21 protein-coding genes and 1 riboswitch are annotated in these 22194 nt (G+C 60.0%); of the genes, 10 read left to right on the top strand and 11 right to left on the bottom strand.

All coding sequences use genetic code 11. The annotated features are described in order from the left end of the window. The first annotated feature begins 222 nt into the window (after positions 1-222). Positions 223-891 carry a polysaccharide lyase family 7 protein gene (locus tag KW839_RS05585; RefSeq protein ID WP_060542369.1) on the top strand — a complete coding sequence of 223 codons (669 nt, stop codon included), beginning with the start codon at positions 223-225 and terminating at the stop codon, positions 889-891. Positions 892-973: 82 nt separating this feature from the next. Here the strand turns inward: KW839_RS05585 and fba are convergent, their stop codons facing one another. From fba to tkt, 6 genes are all read right to left on the bottom strand, one after another. Then, positions 974-2038 carry a class II fructose-bisphosphate aldolase gene (gene fba, locus KW839_RS05580; protein ID WP_060542370.1) on the bottom strand — a complete coding sequence of 355 codons (1065 nt, stop codon included), beginning with the start codon at positions 2036-2038 and terminating at the stop codon, positions 974-976. A gap of 282 nt (positions 2039-2320) precedes the next feature. Beyond that, on the bottom strand, positions 2321-2653 hold the full coding sequence (locus KW839_RS05575; RefSeq protein ID WP_060542371.1) for an MliC family protein: 333 nt from the start codon (positions 2651-2653) through the stop codon (positions 2321-2323). Between the two features lie 56 nt (positions 2654-2709). Then, positions 2710-2931 carry a hypothetical protein gene (locus KW839_RS05570; RefSeq protein ID WP_218423663.1) on the bottom strand — a complete coding sequence of 74 codons (222 nt, stop codon included), beginning with the start codon at positions 2929-2931 and terminating at the stop codon, positions 2710-2712. A 35-nt stretch (positions 2932-2966) separates the two neighbouring features. Then, positions 2967-4130, bottom strand: coding sequence for a phosphoglycerate kinase (locus KW839_RS05565; RefSeq protein WP_218423662.1), 1164 nt, complete (start codon positions 4128-4130; stop codon positions 2967-2969). Between the two features lie 17 nt (positions 4131-4147). Further along, on the bottom strand, positions 4148-5209 hold the full coding sequence (gene epd, locus KW839_RS05560) for an erythrose-4-phosphate dehydrogenase (RefSeq protein WP_060542374.1): 1062 nt from the start codon (positions 5207-5209) through the stop codon (positions 4148-4150). A 150-nt stretch (positions 5210-5359) separates the two neighbouring features. Then, entirely contained in the window at positions 5360-7357 is a 1998-nt protein-coding gene (gene tkt, locus KW839_RS05555; protein ID WP_060542375.1) for a transketolase, read from the bottom strand. A gap of 260 nt (positions 7358-7617) precedes the next feature. On the opposite strand from tkt, the gene KW839_RS05550 reads away from it, so the two are divergent. From KW839_RS05550 to KW839_RS05535, 4 genes are all read left to right on the top strand, one after another. Continuing rightward, the gene (locus KW839_RS05550) at positions 7618-8613 is read left to right on the top strand and encodes a metalloregulator ArsR/SmtB family transcription factor (RefSeq protein WP_218423661.1); all 996 of its coding nucleotides are present in this window, start codon (positions 7618-7620) and stop codon (positions 8611-8613) included. A gap of 18 nt (positions 8614-8631) precedes the next feature. After that, positions 8632-9822, top strand: a complete 1191-nt coding sequence (metK, locus tag KW839_RS05545) for a methionine adenosyltransferase (protein ID WP_060542377.1) — start codon at positions 8632-8634, stop codon at positions 9820-9822. A 166-nt stretch (positions 9823-9988) separates the two neighbouring features. Further along, the gene (gene ligB, locus KW839_RS05540; protein WP_218423660.1) at positions 9989-11668 is read left to right on the top strand and encodes an NAD-dependent DNA ligase LigB; all 1680 of its coding nucleotides are present in this window, start codon (positions 9989-9991) and stop codon (positions 11666-11668) included. An 87-nt stretch (positions 11669-11755) separates the two neighbouring features. After that, entirely contained in the window at positions 11756-12151 is a 396-nt protein-coding gene (locus tag KW839_RS05535) for a DUF1090 domain-containing protein (protein ID WP_060542379.1), read from the top strand. A 127-nt stretch (positions 12152-12278) separates the two neighbouring features. Here the strand turns inward: KW839_RS05535 and KW839_RS05530 are convergent, their stop codons facing one another. Then, entirely contained in the window at positions 12279-12728 is a 450-nt protein-coding gene (locus KW839_RS05530; protein ID WP_060542380.1) for a cytochrome c, read from the bottom strand. Positions 12729-12856: 128 nt separating this feature from the next. Between KW839_RS05530 and KW839_RS05525 the strand changes: the two genes are divergently transcribed. Beyond that, positions 12857-14029 (top strand): murein transglycosylase A, encoded by a 1173-nt coding sequence (locus KW839_RS05525; RefSeq protein WP_060542381.1) that lies wholly within the window; start codon positions 12857-12859, stop codon positions 14027-14029. Positions 14030-14150: 121 nt separating this feature from the next. Here the strand turns inward: KW839_RS05525 and KW839_RS05520 are convergent, their stop codons facing one another. Next, positions 14151-14534, bottom strand: a complete 384-nt coding sequence (locus KW839_RS05520) for an MAPEG family protein (protein WP_060542382.1) — start codon at positions 14532-14534, stop codon at positions 14151-14153. Positions 14535-14584: 50 nt separating this feature from the next. Further along, complete coding sequence (locus tag KW839_RS05515) at positions 14585-15418, bottom strand: EamA family transporter (protein WP_060542383.1); 834 nt, start codon at positions 15416-15418, stop codon at positions 14585-14587. Between the two features lie 201 nt (positions 15419-15619). Between KW839_RS05515 and KW839_RS05510 the strand changes: the two genes are divergently transcribed. Beyond that, on the top strand, positions 15620-16789 hold the full coding sequence (locus KW839_RS05510; protein WP_060542384.1) for an MFS transporter: 1170 nt from the start codon (positions 15620-15622) through the stop codon (positions 16787-16789). Here KW839_RS05510 and KW839_RS05505 read toward each other — a convergent pair whose 3' ends face one another. Together KW839_RS05505 and KW839_RS05500 are read right to left on the bottom strand one after the other, a co-directional pair. After that, complete coding sequence (locus KW839_RS05505) at positions 16790-17677, bottom strand: formate/nitrite transporter family protein (RefSeq protein WP_218423659.1); 888 nt, start codon at positions 17675-17677, stop codon at positions 16790-16792. 174 nt (positions 17678-17851) lie between these two features. Further along, on the bottom strand, positions 17852-18256 hold the full coding sequence (locus KW839_RS05500; RefSeq protein WP_060542386.1) for an acyl-CoA thioesterase: 405 nt from the start codon (positions 18254-18256) through the stop codon (positions 17852-17854). A gap of 198 nt (positions 18257-18454) precedes the next feature. Next, positions 18455-18557, top strand: a riboswitch (S-adenosyl-L-homocysteine riboswitch). Between the two features lie 23 nt (positions 18558-18580). Between KW839_RS05500 and ahcY the strand changes: the two genes are divergently transcribed. From ahcY to KW839_RS05485, 3 genes are all read left to right on the top strand, one after another. After that, positions 18581-19990 carry an adenosylhomocysteinase gene (gene ahcY, locus KW839_RS05495; RefSeq protein ID WP_060542387.1) on the top strand — a complete coding sequence of 470 codons (1410 nt, stop codon included), beginning with the start codon at positions 18581-18583 and terminating at the stop codon, positions 19988-19990. A 161-nt stretch (positions 19991-20151) separates the two neighbouring features. Next, positions 20152-20997 (top strand): methylenetetrahydrofolate reductase [NAD(P)H], encoded by an 846-nt coding sequence (metF, locus tag KW839_RS05490; RefSeq protein WP_060542388.1) that lies wholly within the window; start codon positions 20152-20154, stop codon positions 20995-20997. Positions 20998-21190: 193 nt separating this feature from the next. Beyond that, positions 21191-22006: an ABC transporter substrate-binding protein gene (locus tag KW839_RS05485; protein WP_060542389.1), complete on the top strand. Its 816-nt coding sequence runs from the start codon at positions 21191-21193 to the stop codon at positions 22004-22006. Positions 22007-22194: the final 188 nt, after the last annotated feature.

Below are 22194 nucleotides of genomic sequence, written 5' to 3'. Positions count from 1 at the left end.
ATAGCGCCATCATCTACCAATAAGTCTTTTTGCCGACTAACGGTCAGTCCTTGAGGCCCAATAAAACCGGGAAGGATGGCATTTCGACAACATGCTGGCGCCAATTAAATACCGGGCCAGCGTTAACAAGCTCACCTCGTACGCTTATAAAGACCGCCGTCAAAGGCACGTGCCAGAGCGTTTGGCACGTTCGTACAGGAAGCAGCAGATGGAAGCACTGACATGATCGACCTCGCAACCTGGAACCTCAGTGTTCCCGTCGGCAGCCCGCCCTACACCGTTGAAACGTCAAAACTGGTGAACGGCTTCAAGGATCAATACTTCCACTCCGACACCGGTACGTTGTTTTTCTGGGCTCCAGTGACCGGCTCCCGTACCGCAAACGCCATTTATCCGCGTACCGAACTACGGGAAACCTACAGCAACGGCACCCTGCGCAATTGGTACTACCCGGACGCCGACAACACATTGCGCGCCACCCTGGCGGTGAACCAGGTGCCAAGCTCGGGAAAAATCGTCATAGGCCAGATCCATGCCTATGAAAGCCAGAAACCCATGGTGAAGGTCGAATACCAATACAAAACCACGACCGCCACCGGCAATATCGTCGCCAAAGTGCGCATGCACCCCTATGACGCCGAAGGCCGGGTGATCACAATCGCCACGGGAGTGAAGCTTGATCGGGAGTTCTCGTATCTCATCCACCTCAGTCCTGGAGGTGCGCTGGGCATCAGCGCGGCGGGCTATCAATGGGACACCAATATCAGTGCGACGTGGCGGGACAAACCACTGTACTTCAAGGCTGGCGTTTATGTGCAGGACAACACCGGGTACACCAGTGAAGGCGGGAAAGTGACGTTCAGCAAGCTGGATATCGATCACGATAAGTAAACAGGCTGCAATCTTTAGATCTTGCGCCCACAAAAAACCCGCCTCCGGGCGGGTTTTTCATTCGATCCAAACGCTGCGGGTCTTAGTTGACCTTGGCGTTCAACTCACCTTTCAGATAACGCTGGAACATTGCTTCCAGGGAGATCGGCTTGATCTTCGAAGCGTTGCCTGCGGTACCGAAGGCTTCATAACGAGCGATGCACACGTCGCGCATGGCGGTCACGGTGGCGCCGAAGAACTTGCGCGGGTCGAATTCGCTCGGGTTGGTGGCCATCAGGCGACGCATGGCGCCGGTGGATGCCAGGCGCAGGTCGGTGTCGATGTTGACCTTGCGCACGCCGTGCTTGATGCCTTCGACGATTTCTTCAACCGGTACGCCGTAGGTTTCTTTGATGTCGCCGCCGTACTGGTTGATGATCGCCAGCCACTCTTGCGGAACCGAAGACGAACCGTGCATCACCAGGTGAGTGTTCGGAATACGCTTGTGGATCTCTTTGATGCGGTCGATCGCCAGCACATCGCCGGTAGGCGGCTTGGTGAACTTGTACGCGCCGTGGCTGGTACCAATGGCGATGGCCAGGGCGTCGACCTGGGTGCGTTTGACGAAGTCAGCGGCTTCTTCCGGGTCAGTCAGCATCTGGCTGTGATCCAGAATGCCTTCGGCGCCGATGCCGTCTTCTTCACCAGCCATGCCGGTTTCCAGCGAACCCAGGCAGCCCAGTTCGCCCTCTACCGATACGCCGCAGGCGTGAGCCATGGCCACGGTTTGTTGGGTTACACGGACGTTGTAGTCGTAGTCGGTCGGGGTCTTGCCGTCTTCGCCCAGGGAACCGTCCATCATTACCGAGCTGAAGCCCAGTTGAATGGAACGCTGGCAGACGTCAGGGCTGGTGCCGTGGTCCTGGTGCATGCATACCGGGATGTGCGGGAACTCTTCGATTGCCGCCAGGATCAGGTGGCGCAGGAATGGAGCACCGGCGTATTTGCGAGCACCGGCCGAAGCCTGGACGATCACCGGGGAGTCAGTCTTGTCAGCGGCTTCCATGATGGCGCGCATCTGCTCAAGGTTGTTGACGTTGAAGGCTGGAACGCCGTAGCCGAACTCGGCTGCGTGGTCCAGCATCTGGCGCATGCTGATAAGTGCCATTGTGTGTATCTCTCCCGGTTGAGGGTCGTTAATCGTGCCAGCCTGCCGTAGCGGCGGCGGCTATTCAAGTTATTGCAGATCGGGGGTTGGCCCCGCGCTGCGAATTCGGTGTTGCCTTGTGGCGAGGGGGCTAGCCCCCGTTGGAGTGCGAAGCGCTCCCATGCGACATTTCTGACTTACCGATTGGGGGCTGCTGCGCAGCCCATCGGGGGCAAGCCCCCTCGCCACAAAAGCCCCCTCACCATAAAAACCCGTTTACACACGGGATTGGTGGTGTATCGATTACTGCGCCTTGCAACCACGGCCAATCAAATCATTGGTGGCGACCCAGTAAACCAGGCCTTCCTCACCTTTTATGTGAAACGCCAGCATGTCGTTGCTGTATAGCGAACCCGACGCGCCCGGCTCCTGCTTGAGACGGTAGACCTGATCGGCTCCGCCGAGGCGGACGTCGACTTGCTCACGGCTGTCGTCGGTATAGCGCCAGACAACCTTCGCCTGGCTGTCGCAGGTCCAGGTAGTCCAGTTGTCCACCGGTGCGGACGACTCGAACGGGTTCAAGCTGGTGCACCCGGCCAACAATGCCAGCGCCGTAATGGCGATAAATCCTTTCATCCGTGTCCCTCGACCAACGGCGCACGCCGCCAGCCCTGAGTAAAGAGTCAGACCCGTCAAGGACATCCATGTTCCTTGGCGGGGGTCTGGGTCTCGTATTTGTCCAGGCCATCAGGCCCGGAACGCTTGTTGAGCACCGGATTGGTTTCCGCCTGCCAGTCAGCCTGGTAGCAGCCCTTTTCCGCTGCAGACGGCGCAGGCTCCGGCGTGGCTTTCGGATTACTCCCGCAAGCGGCCAGCAAACCCGCGACGATCATCAGCGCTAACGTCTTGACCATTTCAACACTCCCTTGCCTGGTCAAACGGGCGACCCTCAGGCCTTGGCCCGGCTTTCCAGGACTTCAACGGCTGGCAACACCTTGCCTTCAACGAATTCGAGGAACGCGCCGCCACCGGTAGAAATGTAGGAAATTTGCTCGGCCACGCCATATTTGTCGATGGCAGCCAGGGTGTCGCCACCGCCCGCGATGGAGAACGCCGCGCTGTCTGCGATAGCCTGGGCCAGCACTTTGGTGCCGTTACCGAACTGGTCGAACTCGAATACACCCACCGGGCCGTTCCACAGGATGGTCTTCGACGACTTCAGCAGTTCGGCGAAATTCGCCGCGGTCTGTGGGCCGATGTCGAGGATCATGTCGTCTTCCGCAACGTCGGCGATCAGCTTCACGGTGGCCGCAGCGCTTTCAGCGAATTCCTTGGCAACTACCACGTCTACCGGCAATGGCACACTGACCTTTGCGGCGATGGCGCGGGCCGTGTCCAGCAGGTCCGGCTCGTACAGGGATTTGCCAACCGGGTGACCGGCAGCCGCCAGGAAGGTGTTGGCGATACCGCCGCCGACGATCAACTGGTTGCAGATCTGGCTCAGGCTGTTGAGCACGTCGAGCTTGGTCGAAACCTTGGAACCGGCCACGATGGCAGCCATTGGCTGGGCCGGGGCGCCCAGGGCCTTGCCCAGTGCGTCGAGCTCGGCAGCCAGCAACGGGCCGGCAGCGGCAACCTTGGCGAACCTGGCCACGCCGTGGGTCGAGCCCTCGGCGCGGTGCGCGGTGCCGAAAGCGTCCATCACGAACACGTCGCACAGGGCGGCGTATTGCTTGGCCAGTTCGTCAGCGTTCTTTTTCTCGCCCTTGTTGAAGCGCACGTTTTCGAACAGCACGATGTCGCCGGCCTTGACGTCGACGCCGCCCAGGTAGTCAGCCACCAGCGGCACTTCGCGGCCCAGGGCGCGGCTCAGGTAATCGGCGACTGGCTTGAGGCTGTTCTCGGCCGAGAACTCGCCTTCAGTCGGACGGCCAAGGTGCGAGCAAACCATTACGGCCGCGCCTTTTTCCAGGGCCAGCTTGATGGTCGGCAGCGAAGCCAGGATTCGCGCATCGCTGGTGACAACTCCGTCCTTGACTGGGACGTTGAGGTCTTCGCGGATCAATACGCGCTTACCTTGCAGATCGAGGTCGGACATCTTCAACACGGTCATGGGTCGCATTTCCTGGGTTACTGTTTTGTAGAGACGATGGGTGAAGCTGTTTGCAGGTAGTGCTCTGCAACATCCAGCATTCGGTTGGCAAAACCCCATTCGTTGTCGAACCAAGCCAGGATGTTCACCAGCCGAGGGCCGGAAACACGGGTCTGACTGGCATCGACGATGGCCGAATGTGGGTCATGGTTGAAATCACAGCTGGCATGGGGCAACTCGGTGTAAGCCAGAAGACCTTTGAGCGGGCCGCTGCTGGCGGCCTCGCGCAAAATCCGGTTGACCTCGGTGGCGTCGGTCGCGGTGGCGGTCTGCATCGTGATATCGAGGCAGGACACGTTAACCGTTGGCACCCGTACGGCTTTGGCCTGAATTCGCCCTGCAAGTTCCGGCAACAGGCGTTCGATGCCGCGCGCCAGACCGGTGGACACCGGAATCACCGACTGGAACGCCGAACGGGTGCGGCGCAAGTCTTCGTGATGATAGGCGTCAATGACCGGCTGATCGTTCATCGCCGAGTGAATCGTGGTGATCGACACGTAGTCCAGGCCAATGGCCTGGTTGAGCAGGCGCAACAGCGGCACACCGCAGTTGGTGGTGCAGGACGCGTTGGACACCAGCCGCTCGTCGCCGGTCAGGCAATCCTGATTCACACCGTAGACGATAGTGGCGTCGACATCCGCCTCGCTGGCCATTGGCTGGGAAAACAATACTCGTGGCGCGCCGGCGTCGAGAAACCGCTGGCCGTCTTCACGGGTGTTGTAAGCGCCGGAGCATTCCAGCACCAGATCGACGCCCAGGGACGCCCAATCGATGCCTTCGGGGGCGGCACTGCGCAAGACCTTCACGCAGTCGCCATTAATATGCAGACAATCGCCTTCGACTTTCACCTCGCCGGGAAAACGCCCGTGGGTCGAGTCGAAGCGTGTCAGGTATTCGATGCTGGCCATGTCGGCCAGATCGTTGATCGCGACAATCTCAAACCCGGCCTTGTCGCCTCGCTCGAACAACGCACGCAAGACGCAACGACCAATCCGGCCGTAGCCGTTGAGTGCAACTTTGTAGGGACGCGGTTGAGGCATGGGGTTCTCGATTACCGTGGTGAATCCATCAGTGTTGCGTTGACTGGCCCGACGCCTTCGCGAGCAAGCCCGCTCCCACAGGAGAATGCGATCTCATGTGGGAGCGGGCTTGCTCGCGAAAGCGACAGTCCAGACGACACATTTTCTGGATCAGTCTTCCAGCAGCTCTTCAGCCTGACCCAGGATGTTTTCCAGGGTGAAACCGAACTCTTCGAACAACGCGCTCGCAGGCGCCGACTCACCGTAAGTGGTCATGCCGATCACGCGGCCTTCCAGGCCCACGTACTTGTACCAGTAATCCGCGTGAGCGGCTTCGATGGCGATACGGGCGCTGACCTGCAACGGCAGGACCGATTGCTTGTAACCGGCGTCCTGGGCATCGAACACGCTGGTGCACGGCATGGAAACCACGCGAACCTTGCGGCCCTGCTCGGTCAGTTTGTCGAAGGCTTGAACGGCCAGGCCGACTTCCGAACCGGTGGCAATCAGGATCAGTTCTGGCTCACCAGCGCAGTCTTTCAGCACATAACCACCACGGCTGATGTCGGCGATCTGGCCGGCATCACGGGTTTGGTGCTGCAGGTTCTGACGCGAGAAGATCAGGGCCGAAGGACCGTCCTTGCGCTCCAGTGCGTATTTCCAGCTCACGGCCGATTCAACAGCATCGGCTGGACGCCAGGTGTCGAGGTTCGGCGTGCAACGCAGGCTGGCCAGTTGTTCGATTGGCTGGTGAGTCGGGCCGTCTTCGCCCAGACCGATGGAGTCGTGGGTGTAGACGTGAATCACGCGCTGCTTCATCAGGGCCGACATGCGCACGGCATTGCGCGCGTATTCCATGAACATCAGGAAGGTCGCGCCGTAAGGCACCAGGCCGCCGTGCAAGGCAACGCCGTTCATGATGGCGGTCATGCCGAACTCGCGCACGCCGTAGTACATGTAGTTGCCGCTGGCATCTTCAGCGGTCACGCCTTTGCAGCCTTTCCACAGGGTCAGGTTGGAACCGGCCAGGTCAGCCGAACCACCGAGGAACTCAGGCAGCAGCGGGCCAAATGCGTTCAGGGCATTCTGGCTGGCTTTACGGCTGGCGATGGTTTCGCCCTTGGCAGCGACTTCGGCGATGTAGGCGTCAGCCTTCTCGGAGAAATCAGCCGGCAGTTCGCCACTCAGGCGACGCACCAGTTCGTTGGCTTCGGTCGGGAATGCGGCGGAGTAGGCAGCGAAACGCTGGTCCCACTCGGCTTCGGCAGCGCGACCGGCTTCCTTGGCGTCCCACTCGGCGTAGATGTCGGCCGGGATTTCGAACGGGCCGTGGTTCCACTTCAGCGCCGCACGGGTCAGGGCGATTTCCGCGTCACCCAGTGGGGCGCCGTGGCAGTCTTCCTTGCCTTGCTTGTTCGGCGAACCGAAACCGATGGTGGTCTTGCAGCAGATCAGGGTCGGCTGCTCGCTTTTGCGTGCAGTCTCGATTGCCGTCTTGATCTCTTCCGGGTCATGACCATCGACATTGCGGATCACTTGCCAGTTGTAGGACTCAAAGCGCTTGGGCGTGTCATCGGTGAACCAGCCTTCGACTTCGCCGTCGATGGAGATACCGTTGTCATCGTAGAAGGCAATCAGCTTGCCCAGGCCCAGCGTGCCAGCCAGGGAGGCGACTTCGTGGGAAATGCCTTCCATCATGCAGCCATCACCCAGGAATACGTAGGTGTGGTGATCGACGATGTTGTGGCCAGGACGGTTGAACTGCGCCGCCAGGACTTTTTCCGCCAGGGCAAAACCCACGGCGTTGGCCAGGCCTTGGCCCAGCGGACCGGTGGTGGTTTCAACGCCCGGGGTGTAACCGAGTTCCGGGTGACCCGGAGTGCGGCTGTGCAGCTGGCGGAACTGCTTCAGGTCTTCGATCGACAGGTCGTAGCCGGTCAGGTGCAGCAACGAGTAGATCAACATCGAGCCGTGACCGTTGGACAGCACGAAGCGGTCACGGTCGGCGAACGATGGATTGCTCGGGTTGTGCTTGAGGTAGTCACGCCAAAGTACTTCGGCGATATCCGCCATACCCATAGGGGCACCGGGATGGCCGCTGTTGGCTTTTTGCACGGCATCCATGCTGAGGGCACGAATGGCGTTGGCACGCTCACGACGGCTTGGCATCGCTGTTCTCCTGGGGATTGATTAAAACGAAACGGAAAAAAGGCGAGCATTTTCCCTCACCGGGACGCCTCGGGGCAATGACAGATAGTCATCTGAAGGCGTTTTTCCAACGGATAACGGCGGATTCTTCTGATGAAACCTTTCCGCTATCCGTTTGTAGAGTGAAGCGGCCCGTGAGAAGTGCCATCTATCGTGCAATATCAAAACTTTTTGATATTGCCCTTGCGGTGCTTTCGGCCCATGACTAGACTGCCGGCCTTATGAATTTACGCGTGCCCTCCATTCAACATGACGATTGCGATGAGCTGGCGGCCTTGTGCAAGGCCGGCGGTGATCCCCTGCGGTTGAATGTATTGCGCGCGCTGGCCAACGACTCGTTCGGGGTGCTGGAACTGGCGCAGATATTCGGCATCGGCCAGTCGGGCATGAGTCATCACCTCAAGGTTCTGGCCCAGGCCGACCTGGTGGCGACCCGCCGTGAGGGCAATGCGATTTTCTACCGTCGCGCCCTGCCCCACACCGAACTGCTGGGCGGCAAGCTGCACGCTGCCTTGCTCGATGAAGTGGATAACCTGACGCTGCCGGCCGATGTACAGTCGCGTATCGCCCAGGTTCACGGACAGCGCGCGGCGGCCAGCCAGGACTTTTTCTCACGGGTTGCGGAGAAATTTCGCGCCCAGCAAGACCTGATCGCCGGCCTGCCACAGTACCGCGAAAGCGTGCTGGCCCTGCTCGACAAGCTGAGTTTCGGCCCAGGCGCCACGGCCATTGAAGTCGGCCCCGGCGACGGTGCATTCCTGCCCGAACTGGCGCGCCGCTTCACCCAGGTCACGGCGCTGGACAACAGCCCGGCGATGCTGGAACTGGCACGTCAGGTCTGCGAACGCGAGACGCTGACTAACGTTAACCTGCAACTGGCCGATGCATTGAACGGCGTCAGCCTGCAAGCCGATTGCGTTGTACTGAACATGGTGCTGCACCATTTTGCCGCGCCGGCCGATGCGCTCAAGCACATGGCCAATTTGCTGCAACCAGGCGGTAGCCTGTTAGTGACAGAGTTATGTAGCCATAACCAGAGTTGGGCCAAGGAGGCCTGCGGTGATCTCTGGCTAGGGTTTGAACAGGACGATTTGGCCCGTTGGGCCACCGCTGCGGGACTCGTTCCCGGGGAAAGCCTCTATGTAGGCTTACGTAATGGTTTCCAGATCCAGGTACGCCACTTTCAGCGACCGGCTGGCGACACTCACCATCGGTAAATTCAGGAAAACATCGAGATGAGCGAATACTCCCTTTTCACCTCCGAGTCCGTGTCTGAAGGGCATCCGGACAAAATCGCCGACCAGATTTCTGATGCGGTGCTGGACGCCATCATTGCAGAAGACAAGTTCGCCCGCGTGGCGTGCGAGACTCTGGTGAAAACGGGCGTGGCGATCATCGCCGGCGAAGTGACCACTTCGGCCTGGGTTGACCTGGAGCAGATCGTTCGTGATGTCATCACCGACATCGGCTACACCAGCTCCGACGTCGGCTTCGACGGCGCGACCTGCGGCGTGATGAACATCATCGGCAAGCAGTCCCCTGACATCAACCAAGGCGTTGACCGTGCCAAGCCTGAAGATCAGGGCGCCGGCGACCAGGGCCTGATGTTCGGCTACGCCAGCAATGAAACCGACGTGCTGATGCCAGCACCGATCACTTTCTCGCACCAGTTGGTGCAGCGCCAGGCTGAAGCCCGTAAATCCGGCCTGCTGCCTTGGCTGCGTCCGGACGCCAAGTCGCAAGTGACTTGCCGTTACGAAGGCGGCAAGGTTGTTGGTATCGACGCCGTTGTACTGTCGACCCAGCACAACCCTGAAGTGTCGTACAAAGACCTGCGCGAAGGCGTGATGGAGCTGATCGTCAAGCACGTACTGCCTGCCGAACTGCTGACCAAAGACACCCAGTTCCACATCAACCCGACTGGCCAGTTCATCATCGGTGGCCCGGTGGGCGACTGCGGCCTGACCGGTCGCAAGATCATCGTCGACAGCTACGGCGGCATGGCCCGTCACGGTGGCGGCGCGTTCTCCGGCAAGGATCCATCGAAGGTTGACCGTTCGGCGGCCTATGCCGGTCGTTACGTGGCCAAGAACATCGTTGCCGCCGGCCTGGCCGAGCGCTGCGAGATCCAGGTTTCCTACGCGATCGGTGTTGCCCAGCCGACTTCGATCTCGCTGAACACCTTCGGCACCGGCAAGATCAGCGACGACAAGATCGTCAAACTGGTCCGCGAAGTGTTCGACCTGCGTCCATACGCGATCACCACCATGCTCGACCTGCTGCACCCGATGTATCAGGAAACCGCTGCGTACGGCCACTTCGGTCGTACCCCGGCGACCAAGACCGTGGGCGACGACACGTTCACCACGTTCACCTGGGAAAAAACCGACCGCGCCGACGACCTGCGTTCCGCTGCCGGCCTGTAAGACTTTCCCCGCAGTACCCAAAGCCCCGCACGGTTCGCCATGCGGGGCTTTTTCGTGGGTAACCGCCAGACTTTGCGGACATCGAAACACACGGAAAAATACTGCTCGAGCGGCCTTCGGAATCTTTCCTAACCTTCAGGCAACCCACTGAGCAAGGACGCTCGCGATGCTCCTCGACCCACGCCTGTTTATTACCTGCCTGCTTGCCCTCTCCTGCCTGACCGCCCGCGCCGCCCAATGCCCCGACTGGCCACCCGAACGCGCCTCGAACGAAATCACCACCCTGCAAACCCGGATCGACCTCTGGGACGACAGCTACCATCGCCAAGGCCACTCGCTGGTCGCCGATGAGCTTTACGATCAGTCCCACGCGCGACTTACCCAATGGCGTACATGCTTCGGCCTGACTAAACCGGCGGACCCGTTGCGCACTGCCGGTGGCCCTGTCACTCACCCTATTCCTCACACCGGCCTGGAAAAGCTCAGTGATGCCCAGGCCGTGGAAGACTGGTTGAAAGATCGCCGCGAGGTCTGGATTCAGCCCAAAGTCGACGGCGTCGCCATGACCCTGGTCTACCGCAGCGGCGTATTGACTCAGGCGATCAGCCGGGGAGACGGTACCAAGGGGCGGGACTGGACTGCATCGGCGCGCCAGATCCCCGGTATCCCCCGGCAATTGAGGCAGGCCCGGGACCTGGTAGTGCAAGGCGAGCTTTATTGGCACGCGACCGGCCATGTCCAGGCCGAAGCCGGCAGCCTCAATGCTCGCGGCACAGTGGCCGGCTTGATGGCACGCAAAACAATGAGTGCGCAACAGGCGTCGGGCATCGGCCTGTTTGTCTGGGACTGGCCCCAGGGGCCGAGCGACCTGCGCGAACGCGTGGCCGCGCTGGACGAGTTGGGCTTCCCGAGCACAGCGCCTTACAGTCACCCGATCAAGACACTGGCGGACGTTGAAGGCTGGCGGGATCACTGGTATCGCTCACCCCTGCCCTTTGCCAGCGACGGTATCGTCCTGCGCCAGAACCAGCGCCCAGTCGCCGAACGCTGGCAAGCCAAGCCTCCTTACTGGATTGTTGCCTGGAAGTATCCTATCGCCCAGGCCCTGGCTGAGGTGCGCAAGGTAAACTTCCAGATTGGACGCACAGGCAGGATTACACCGGTGCTGGAGGTGACACCGTTCTGGCTTGATGACCGGCAAATCAAGCGCGTCAGCGTCAGCTCTCTGCGGCGTTGGCAGGAGCTGGACATTCGCCCCGGCGACCAGGTGTCCATCAGTCTCGCGGGCCTGACGATTCCAAGGCTCGACGACGTGGTACTGCGCAGCACCGCACGCCAGGAATTGAATGTGCCCAAGGCCGCGGACTTTCATGCGCTCAGTTGCTGGCAGCCCACAGCGCAATGCGAAAGCCAGTTTCTTGCGCGCCTGACCTGGCTCAGCGGCAAGCAAGGCCTGGCCCTGCCCCATGTCGGCCCAGGCACCTGGGAAAAACTTCTTGCAACAGGTCGCCTGGGCAACCTGCTGGATTGGTTGACCCTTGATGCCCAAGAGCTTGCTAACATTGACGGTTTCGGCGAACGCAATGCTGCCCGCATCGCCGACAGTTTCAACATTGCCCGCCAGCGCCCTTTCGCCAATTGGCTCAAAGCACTGGGGCTGCCGCCGACAGGCCAGGCGCAGCTCCCTGACTCATGGCAGGAACTGGCGCAAAGAGACACCGAACAATGGCAGACCGAAGCCGGTATCGGGCCGGGGCGCGCGGCGCAACTGAGCGCATTTTTCCGCGACCCACAGATACTGGCCTTGAGTGAAACATTACATGACGCGGGGATTAACGGTTTTTAGCCAGTGCCCGCCCGGGAACCCGAACGGACCAATAGGCTCAAACAGCCAGCGCCGTATCGACCTGTTGCTTTCTTGACTGGAGCTTTTATGAAATTTCTTTCACCGCTTGCCCTGTTAACCCTTTGCAGCGTGATGGCCGCCCCGTTGATGGCGGACGAAGAAGCGCCGGGGCTGACAGGTTGCGCCGCCAAGAAGCAAGGCATCATCAACCAGATCGAACTGGCCAAGTCTCGCGGCAACGCCGACCAGCAGGCCGGCCTGGAAACGGCCCTGAGCGAAGTCACCGCGAACTGCACTGACGCCTCACTGAAGAAAGAACGGGAAAACAAGGTGCTCGACGCCAAGCATGAAGTCAGCAAGCGTCAGGCCGATCTCGACAAGGCCATGAAACAAGGCGACCCCGACAAGATCAACAAGCGCAAAGACAAACTCGCCGAATCGCGCAAGGAATTGCAGGAAGCACTCGACGAGCTGGATAAGTAAGGCCGTAAGGACCAGCAATCTTTGGTGCGGCCAAAGCAGCCTTCGCGGGCAAGCCCGCTCCCGCAGTTGAGAACACTCCCTGTGGGAGCGGGCTTGCCCGCGAAAGCGTCAGCATGAGCAACACCAATCAATGATCGCGAAAAGCCTTATGACACGCACTGCAGGCATCTTCGACTTTCTGCACCGCCGGCCCGAGGTTGCTGGCCTTGTAGGGTTGAACCTGGCTGACAACTACCAGCTCTCCCGTGGCCGTCTCAAGGTCGCGAGCCATGCCCTGAAAACGCGCCTGCTGCTCCCAGACATCGCTTGTGGCGCTGGTGTGATCTTCTTCACGCACCTGGGGGAAATGTTTCCACGGTTCACGGGACAACGCATCGAGCTTCACAGCGCCTTCGGCGAACTTCGGGCCGTCGAATGGAATACGGCCACGCAACATGCCACCCAGGTCTTCGCCCGTCTTGAGCATCTGCTTGAAAATAGCCTTGCGCTGACCGAGTGGAGAGTTGGGGTCGACACCGCCGCAAGCGGACAGTGTCAGGCAGGCCAGCAATACAACAGAAAGTCTTTTAAGAGTCATGGTGGCTTCAGGTCACGGGAAACGGCGGCCAGTATCCTCGCCTGATCGGCAAAGACCAATAGCCCTATTATTAATACGGGTTGCGTGAGCACATGAAGCGCTCGGGCAACCGACAAAGGAATCACTCCATGAACAGCTGTTTCAAGGCATGGCGTCACAGCCTGGCCTGGACCCTGCCGGTGGTGGCCCTGCTCGCAGGTTGCACCGGTGGTGAAAACAAACAACCCAAGACCCACGCCCTGGCCACTTACTCCAGTGCCACGTGGGAGGCGTTGCCGGCGGTGTCCGACACTGATCTGGTTGCCGGTTTCGGCTCGTGGCGCAGCGCCTGCACCCGACTCAAGGCCGATCCGGTCTGGGGTGGCACCTGCGCAGCGGCCGCCAATGTGCCGCAGACCGCCAGCGACATTCGCGGTTTTCTCAAGCAGAACCTCGACGTCTACGGCCTGCGCGCCGCCAATGACAACCCCAACGGCCTGATCACCGGTTACTACGAACCGGTCTATCCCGGCAGCCTGACTCAGACCAGCGTGGCGAATGTGCCGGTGTATGGCGTGCCCGAAGACATGATCATCGTCGCCCTGGACAGCATTTATCCCGAGCTCAAAGGCAAACGCCTGCGCGGTCGACTCGAGGGTCGCGTACTCAAGCCCTACGACGACTCGGCGACTATTGAAAGCAAGGGGGTCAAGGCGCCGGTCGTGGCCTGGCTGACCGACCCGATGAACCTGCAGTTCCTGCAGATCCAGGGTTCGGGCCGTATCCAGCTCGACGACGGTCGCCAATTGCGCATTGCCTATGCCGACCAGAACGGCCACCCCTATCGACCGATCGGCCGCTGGCTGGTGGAACAAGGCGAGCTGAAAAAAGAAGAGGTGACCATGGGCGCGATCAGCACCTGGGCCAAAGCCAATCCGTCGCGCATCCCGCAACTGCTCGCCAGCAACCCAAGCTATGTGTTCTTCACCCGCAACCCGGACAGCAACGAAGGCCCGCGCGGCTCGCTGAACGTGCCGCTGACCGCAGGCTACAGCGCGGCGGTGGATCGCAAGGTGATTCCGTTGGGCAGCCTGTTGTGGTTATCCACCACCAAACCAGACGGCACGGCACTGGTACGTCCGGTAGCGGCGCAAGACACCGGTGGCGCGATTGCCGGTGAAGTACGCGCGGACCTGTTCTGGGGCACCGGCGAAGCAGCCGGACAGCTGGCCGGGGACATGAAGCAACAGGGGCAAATCTGGATGTTGTGGCCCAAGGGGGCGACGTTGCCGCAAGTTCCTCAAGTGGCTGACAAACCTTAAAGCAACAGATCGCAGTCTTCGCCAGCTCCTGCATTTGCGCATCCGCCGACTCATCGCGGATGCGCCCGAACCCTGTAGGAGCTGTCGAGTGAAACGAGGCTGCGATCTTTTGACCTTGGCCCTAAGCCGACACCACAAACAGACTCACAATCAGCCCCATCCCCACAAACCACACCAACGATCGCAAAATCGCCCAGTCCGCCAGGTAGCAAATGATGTAAAGCAACCGGCTGGTGATGAATAACACCGACAACACATTGATCGTCACCAGTTCGGCATTGCCGGCCAGGTGCGCGACGATCACCGCCGCCGCGAACGCCGGGGTCACTTCAAAACTGTTCAGTTGCGCTGCATGCGCGCGCCGCCCCAAACCCTCCAGCGAATCCAGAAAATCCCGGGGATCATGGTTATCTCTCAGCCTGTAACCGCCACTGGCCTTGGCGACGCCCGTGCAGATATACGGCAGGAAAATCGCGATCAAAATGCACCACAGAGCAACCGTCATAACGCCGTCCTTTCTTCAAGTTATGGAAAATCGAGTTCATCAAAGGGCGATCAAAATTTCATCACCAATATGCCGATCAATACCAGCCCACAGGCCAGCAGCCTCGGCCTGCCAAATGGCTCTTTCAGGTAACGCATACCAAACAGAACCACCAGAATCACACTGATCTCGCGCAGCGCCGCCGCTTCGGCAACCGAGCCCAGTTGCATCGCCCAAAGCACCAGAGCGTAGCTGAACAACACGCAAAACCCGACGGCCAGGCCCAGCCGCCACTGCTCTCGCCAAAACAAGCTGAACGCTGGCCGCTTGCGCACCAGCGCCAATAACGGAAACGGCCAGGCGCTGAGCAAGGTAACCCAGACCAGGTAATCCAGCGGATGAGACCAGCGCCGCAATGCCTGCCCGTCGATGTAGGTGTAGCAACCGATGCACAGCCCGATCAGTGCCACCACCGGCAGCATCGACCAGGGCAGACGCGCACCGCCACCCCCCTGCCAGAGCAGGCAGAGCATGCCGAACGGGATCAACAGGATTCCGAAGATCTGCTGGTGAGACAGCACTTCCCCGGCAAAGATCAATGTCAGCGCCAGCACCACCAGTGGCGAAAGGCCGCGCATCAACGGATAGACCAGCCCGAGGTCGCCGACCCGGTAGGCCTGGATCAACAAGTATCGATAGAGCAACTCGAACGCCGCCGACGCCAGAATCCACGGCCATATTTGCGGCGGCGGCATTGCCACAAATGGCAGCATCAAGGCGACGAAGAGCAGCGCCACGCTGTCCATGCAGGCCACCACCAACAGTCGCTCCGCACTGAATTTGATCAGGGTATTCCACGCTGCATGCAACAGCGCCGCCACCAACACCAAGGCCGTTGCAAACACGGCACACTCCTTATTCATGCCAGGCGGAGAATTGATTCGCCATATTTCAGCAGCTGTTTATACTGCATCCGACCGCGCCGCACTCAGTTGCACAACGACTAATTCCAATAAAAATCCTGCCCTGCCCGCTCTCGTGGAGAACGGTCATCGGCCTGCGTATGCCTGATCACAGCGTCAAGACTACTGACAGAGACCTTGCGCATGCCACTCGCTTTGCTTGCCCTCGCTGTTGCCGCCTTCGGCATCGGCACCACCGAGTTCGTCATCATGGGCCTGCTGCCCGACGTCGCCCGCGACCTCAGCGTGAGCATTCCTGATGCCGGCCTGCTGATTACCGGCTATGCCCTGGGCGTGGTGTTCGGTGCACCGATCCTCGCAGTGGGTACCGCCAACATGCCGCGCAAGGCCACGCTGCTGGGTATGACGCTGATGTTCATCCTCGGCAACGTGCTCTGCGCTTTGGCGCCGAACTACGCCACGTTGATGGCCGCGCGAGTGATTACCGCGCTGTGTCACGGGGCATTCTTCGGCATTGGCTCGGTAGTTGCGGCCGGCCTGGTGGCACCGAACAAGCGGGCCCAGGCGATTGCACTGATGTTTACCGGCCTGACCCTGGCCAACGTGCTGGGTGTGCCATTGGGCACGGCGCTCGGCCAATACGCCGGCTGGCGCTCGACGTTCTGGGCGGTCTCGGTGATTGGTGTGTTGGCGGCCATCGCGCAGTGGGTCTGGCTGCCCAGGGACATCCCCATGGACAAGGCCAATCTTGCCAGCGAATTCAAAGTATTGGGCAAGCTCAATGTGCTACTGGCGCTGGGCATGAGCGTGCTCGCCTCCACCAGCCTGTTCAGCGTGTTCACTTACATTGCACCTATCCTGCAGGACATCACCGGTGTCAGCCCCCACGGCGTGACGATCATGCTGCTGTTGTTCGGTGTCGGCCTGACCGCCGGCAGCATGCTCGGCGGCCGATTGGCGGACAGCCGCCTGTTGCCTTCGCTGGTGGGCATGGCGCTGGCGGTACTGGTGGTATTGGGCGCATTCAGCCAGACCAGTCGCTCAGTCATTCCGGCCGCGATCACGCTGGTGCTGTGGGGGACTTTCGCTTTCGCGCTGTGCCCGATCCTGCAACTGCTGATCATCGATCAGGCCCATGAAGCACCGAACCTGGGTTCGACCCTGAACCAGAGCGCTTTCAATCTCGGAAATGCCGCCGGTGCCTGGATTGGCGGCCTGGTGGTGGCCAGTGGTGCAGACCTGGCCGACCTGCCCTGGACGGGTGCGCTGGTCAGCGGATTGACGGTGCTCACCGCGCTGTATTTTATCTACCTGCAACGGCGCGATGCCGCTGAGGTGAGCGTGCCAAGCTGATCATTTTTTGATCTTCTGTGAATCGGGTTCTCCAGCCTGAGCCGCTGCGCTTTTTGGCGGCCCGCTCTCGCTGCGAATCTGCGCATGGCTGATCAACGCAAAGATAAAACTGCCACCGATGATGTTCCCTGCCAGCGTCGGCCCGGCGAACACCAGCCAGAAATCACTCCACGGCAACTCGCCAGCAAATACCAGATAGGAAACTTCCAGCGAGCCGACCACGATGTGGGTGAAATCCCCCAGCGCCATGAGGTAGGTGATGAGGATGATGATCCACATCTTGGCGCTCTCCATGGACGGGATCATCCAGACCATGGTGGCGATCATCCATCCGGAAATGATGCCTTTGGCGAACATTTGGCTGACGTCGTTTTCCATGACCTTGCGGCCGATGTCGAGGAAGGCCACGTCGGTCTTGCTGTCGAAAATCGGCAGTTCCAGCATCACATAGGCCACCAGCAAGGTGCCACAGAGGTTGCCGACCAGCACCACCGTCCACAGCCGCAGCAGACGGCCGAAATTACCCAGCGTGGGCTTGGTCATCACCGGGAGTACTGCTGTCAGGGTGTTTTCGGTGAACAATTGCTGGCGGCCGAGGATCACCGCGAGAAATCCGGCGCAATAGCCGAAACTCGCAATCACCTTGAACCCCTCGTCGTCCGGCAGACGCGAATTGAGCAGCCCCATGGCCATCAACGACAAGCCCATGGTCAACCCCGCCGCCAGCGCCGACCACCACAGCGCGGCGATGCTGCGCTCCAGTTCCTGATCGCCCTGGGCGCGGATGATTTCATGCAACACCGCCGCGCGGGGTGGCTGGTTCTTTTCGACTTCGTGCTCTTCCTTGGCCGAAAGGTTCGGGGTCTTGCCGTCTTGTGCCGAATTCATGGGGTGCGCAACCGGTGGCGGACTATTTAGCTACGACACGCGGGGTTCACGGCTGTTCAGTACCCAGACAAATCTTCGGCGAAAACACCACCGCTTTCGCGAGCAAGCCCGCTCCCACAGGTATCGCGCCACCATGTGGGAGCGGGCTTGCTCGCGAAGAGAGCGCCGCCACTGTCACTGATTGGCGTCATCATCCTGGAACTGGTCCTTGACGTACTTGATCTCGGTCCGCCCGTGCGGTGCCGGCAAGCCGTCTTCACCGAGGTTGACGAAGACCATCTTCTCGACCGTGAGGATGCTTTTGCGAGTGATCTTGTTGCGCACTTCGCACGTCAGGGTGATCGAGGTGCGACCGAACTCGGTGGCAGTGATGCCCAACTCGATAATGTCGCCCTGGCGCGAGGCGCTGACGAAATTGATTTCGGAAATGTACTTGGTCACCACACGCTGGTTGCCCAACTGAACGATGGCGTAGATCGCCGCCTCCTCGTCGATCCAGCGCAACAGGCTGCCACCGAACAGCGTTCCGTTCGGGTTGAGATCTTCGGGTTTAACCCATTTGCGGGTGTGGAAATTCATATTCACTCCTGAACGTCTTGCCGAATGATGGTGATCATCATGGCAGAGCCCGACCCAGAGCTCTATTTGGCTTCGACTATGGTCTCGATTACCGTTCGGACATTGACCAACAGAAACGCTTTGGAAGATCAGCATAGCCCGCTATAATCGCCCCCGTTTCAAAACGGTAACCTGTACTTGCTACCGTTTTCCCGCCACCTGTCCGAGGGGCGCTGCAGCAGGTTCGACCTGTCAGGCTCGGATGGGGCGTTGCTTGACCGTTATCGGTCAGACACTAAACGCACAACGGCGCCCATTCGCATACATTACGAATGGAGGCTCTTCATGAGCGCTGTTATCACGCCTGCAGATTTTAACGATTACAAAGTTGCCGACATGTCCCTGGCTGCCTGGGGCCGTCGCGAAACCATCATCGCCGAATCCGAAATGCCAGCCCTGATGGGTCTGCGCCGCAAGTACTCCGAAGAGCAACCGCTCAAGGGCGCAAAGATCCTCGGCTGCATTCACATGACCATTCAGACCGCCGTGCTGATCGAAACCCTGGTTGCCCTGGGTGCCGAAGTTCGCTGGTCGTCCTGCAACATTTTCTCGACTCAGGACCAGGCCGCCGCTTCCATCGCCGCTGCCGGCATCCCGGTTTTCGCCTGGAAAGGCGAGACTGAGCAAGAGTACGAGTGGTGCCTGGAGCAAACCATCCTCAAAGATGGCGCGCCATGGGATGCCAACATGATCCTCGACGACGGCGGCGACCTGACCGAGCTGCTGCACAAGAAGTACCCGGCCGTTCTGGATCGCGTGCACGGCGTAACCGAAGAAACCACCACCGGCGTTCACCGCCTGCTGGACATGCTGGCCAAGGGCGAGCTGAAAATCCCGGCCATCAACGTCAACGACTCGGTTACCAAGAGCAAGAACGACAACAAGTACGGCTGCCGTCACAGCCTGAACGATGCGATCAAGCGCGGCACCGACCACCTGCTGTCCGGCAAGCAAGCGCTGGTCATCGGTTACGGTGACGTGGGCAAGGGCTCGGCCCAGTCCCTGCGTCAGGAAGGCATGATCGTCAAAGTCTCCGAAGTCGACCCGATCTGCGCCATGCAAGCCTGCATGGACGGCTTCGAGCTGGTTTCGCCGTTCATCGACGGTATCAACAACGGTACTGAAGCGAGCATCGACAAAGCGCTGCTGGGCAAGATCGACCTGATCGTGACCACCACCGGCAACGTCAATGTTTGCGACGCGAACATGCTCAAAGCCCTGAAGAAGCGCGCTGTTGTCTGCAACATCGGCCACTTCGACAACGAAATCGACACCGCTTTCATGCGCAAGAACTGGGCATGGGAAGAAGTGAAACCACAGGTTCACAAGATCCACCGTACCGGCGCTGGCGCATTCGATGCCCAGAACGACGACTACCTGATCCTGCTGGCCGAAGGCCGTCTGGTTAACCTGGGTAACGCTACCGGTCACCCAAGCCGCATCATGGACGGTTCGTTCGCCAACCAGGTTCTGGCACAGATCTTCCTGTTCGGCCAGAAGTACGCCGACCTGTCGCCAGCCCAGAAAGCCGAGCGCCTGACGGTTGAAGTGCTGCCGAAGAAACTCGACGAAGAAGTGGCCCTGGAAATGGTCCGCGGTTTCGGCGGCGTCGTGACTCAACTGACCAAGACCCAGGCCGACTACATCGGCGTGACCGTCGAAGGCCCGTTCAAGCCGCACGCTTACCGCTACTGATCGGTTCTGCTGCCTGCTCTCCCTGTGGGAGCGGGCTTGCTCGCGAAAGCGATGTATCAGGCGACATTGATGTTGGATGTGCTGACGCATTCGCGAGCAAGCCCGCCCCCCACACAGGATGTGCAAGCCCCCCAGGCTTACGTGTTTCCAAGGATATGACCATGTCCCAAGATCGTCGCTACAGCTTCGAGTTCTTCCCTACGAAGACCGACGCTGGGCATGAAAAGCTGATCGCCACTGCTCGTCAGTTGGCCACGTATAACCCCGATTTCTTCTCCTGCACCTACGGCGCGGGTGGTTCGACTCGCGATCGCACGCTCAACACCGTGCTGCAGCTCGAAAGCGAAGTAAAAGTCCCGGCCGCCCCGCATCTGTCGTGCGTGGGCGATAGCAAGGACGACTTGCGCGGCCTGCTGAGCCAGTACCAGTCCGCCGGCATCAAGCGCATCGTAGCGCTGCGCGGTGACCTGCCTTCGGGCATGGGCATGGCCAGCGGCGAAATGCGCCACGCCAATGACCTGGTTGAATTCATTCGTGAAGAGACCGGCGACCATTTCCACATCGAAGTCGCGGCGTACCCGGAAATGCATCCGCAAGCGCGCAACTTCGAAGACGATCTCGCCAATTTCGTGCGCAAGGCCAACGCCGGCGCCGACAGTGCGATCACCCAGTACTTCTTCAACGCCGACAGCTACTTCTACTTCGTCGAGCGCGTTCGGGCGTTGGGTGTGAACATTCCGATCGTGCCGGGCATCATGCCGATCACCAACTACAGCAAGCTGGCGCGCTTCTCCGATGCCTGCGGTGCGGAAATTCCGCGCTGGATCCGCAAGCAACTGGAAGCCTACGGCGATGATGCCCAGAGCATTCAGAACTTCGGCGAGCAGGTCATCACCCAGATGTGCGAACGCCTGCTCGAGGGCGGCGCACCGGGGCTGCACTTCTACACGCTCAATCAGGCTGAAGCGAGCCTGGCAGTGTGGAATAACCTGAAGCTGCCGCGCTAAAAGTCGTTAAAGCAAGATCAAAAGATCGCAGCCTTCGGTAGCTCCTACAGAGAAATGTGTATTCCCTGCAGGAGCTACCGCAGGCTGCGATCTTTTGCTTTAAACACCCCCGTTAATGTGACACAACCCTCGGAGATAGAGCTTCAGGCTGCTGTTTCTGGCTCTTTGGGGCTTCTCGTCGTAATCTCAGCCCATGCCTTTGATTACGCAGTTACTCGCCGTGCTTGTCTTCACTTGCCTGAGCTTTGCCGCCCGGGGCGAGAAGCTGCGTATTGTCACGGAACCGTGGGCACCCTACGTCTACGAGCAAGACGGCAAAGCAATGGGGCTGGACTACGAAACCACGGCTATTGTCTTCAAGCGCCTGGGCATTGAAGTGCAATGGCAATTTCTGCCGTGGAAGCGTTGCCTGTCGATGCTTGAGTCGGGCCTGGCAGATGGTGCACTGGACATTTTCCACAGCAAGGAGCGCGACGCGACCTTGCTGTACCCCGCAGAACCACTCTCTGAAGTGCGGTTCGTAATGTTCTACGCCAATGACCGCCCCTACCCGTTTCGCACTCTGGACGAACTGCGCGGCCTGACCATCGGCACATCACCCGGCTACCTGTACAGCAAGGATTTCAGCGACTCCACGCTGTTCACCCGTGAACCGGCACCGAGTCATGAAGCCAACTTCGGCAAATTGCTGCGCGGGCGGATTGACCTGCTGATTACTGACCGCCGGGTAGGCCAGCATATGCTCGACGAGTTGAAAATCCGCGACAAAATCACCGAAAACCCGGTCGTGATCAGTCAGCAGAGCCAGTTCCTCGCCGTGCGGCGTAACGCCGGCATGGATTTGCTGGTGCAGCGTTTCGGCGCCGAACTCAAACGTTTCAAGCTCGAGCCGGGCTACGCTGAATTGAGTTCGCGCTACGGCGCAGAACCGGCGGCCAGCGTGCCGAGCGAAAAGGTAACGGCAGCTACGGAAAAAACCGTTGAGCAGCAGGAAAGCAGCGCGCAGTGATTGCTCTGTTATACTCCGTCCTTCCCGCCAGGCTCACGCCCGGACGCTCGGACTCGTTCAAGGCATCTCAAACCCGCTACTGCGCAGCTTTCAGCCCGCGCGAGCGCTTGCAGATGAGCCTTCGAGGCCCAGCAGGACCGGACGGGATTGCGTCTCCTTAAACGCGATTCGCGCCAGGCAAGACTCCC

The sequence above is a fragment of the Pseudomonas sp. PDM31 genome, assembly GCF_019218965.1.
GTDB lineage: Bacteria > Pseudomonadota > Gammaproteobacteria > Pseudomonadales > Pseudomonadaceae > Aquipseudomonas.
Note: the sequence above shows the minus strand (reverse complement) of the source record. Positions and strands in the feature narration are given on the sequence as shown.